General features: G+C 67.4%; 1 protein-coding gene. It reads left to right on the plus strand.

The annotated features are described in order from the left end of the window. Window positions 1-1,295 (plus strand): Mu transposase C-terminal domain-containing protein (locus ABD225_RS18520; protein WP_344089162.1); only part of this gene is annotated, 1,295 nt, incomplete at both ends.

Raw genomic sequence — 1,295 nt, forward strand, 5'->3', positions numbered from 1 at the left:
TTCACGTCGAGGACCAGATCCCGCTCGCCGCCCTGGCCCGGGACACCGGTGTCGGGCTGCGCACCCTGGAGCGCTGGCACGCCCGCTACCGCACCGAGGGGTACACGGGCCTCGGTACGCGAAGACGCGCTGATGCCGGCAGCCATCACCTGCCCTCCGAGCTCGTGTCCTTGATCGAGGGGCTGGCATTGAGCAAGCCCCGCCCGACGATCATCACCATCCACCGCAAGATCAGCGCCATCTGCGAGGAGGGGGGATGGCCGGCGCCCTCCTATGGCGTGGTGCGCGCGATCATCGCCGACCTCGACCCGGGCATGGTCACCCTTGCCCTGGAAGGGCCGACGTCGTATCGCGACAAGTACGAACTGGCGCTGCGACGGCAGGCCGAGCACCCCAATGCGATGTGGCAGGCCGACCACACGATGCTCGACATCCTCGTGGTGGGCACCGACGGCAAGCCTGCCCGGCCATGGCTGACCACGATCATCGATGACCACTCCCGGGCGATCTGCGGTTACACCGTCTTCCTCGGCGCGCCCTCGGCGATGAACACCGCCTTGGCGCTGCGCCAGGCGATCTGGCACAAGGCCGTCCTCTCCTGGCCGATGTGCGGCCTGCCCGATGTGCTCTACGTCGATCACGGCAGCGACTTCATCAGCAACCAACTCACCGGCACAGCCGTGGACCTGCATATCCGGCTCATCCACTCTGCTGTCGCTCGTCCTCAGGGTCGCGGCAAGGTGGAGAGGATCTTCGGGACCGTGAACACCGAGCTGCTGGCTGGTCTGCCTGGGTACATCGCCGAGGGCCACCCCTGGCCAACGCCAAAGCTGTCCCTGGCTGAGCTCGACGCTGCGCTGGAGGAGTTCGTGATCACCTACAACGACCGGACTCACAGCGAGCTCGGCACCTCCCCGCGCGCTGCCTGGATCGCCGATGGCTGGCTACCGCGCATGCCGGAGAGCCTGGAGGACCTCGACGGGCTGCTGCTCACCGTCGCCCAGACCAGGGTGGTGCGCCGCGATGGCATCCACTTCCAGGGCCTGCGCTACATCTCCCCGACCCTGGCTGGCTATGTCGGCCGGGCGGTCGTGATCCGTTACGACCCCAGGGACATCACCGAGATCCGCGTGTTCGACCACGAGGAGTTCGTCTGTAAGGCCATCAACCAGGACCACCACGACCAGAAGGTCAGCCTCAAGGAGGTCCAGGCCTCCCGCAACGCCCGGCGCCGGGCGTTGCGGGAGGGCATCAACGAGCGGATCGCCGTCGTGGCCACCCACACCACCGAAACG

The organism is Nostocoides veronense (assembly GCF_039531185.1).
GTDB classification, from domain to species: domain Bacteria; phylum Actinomycetota; class Actinomycetes; order Actinomycetales; family Dermatophilaceae; genus Nostocoides_A; species Nostocoides_A veronense.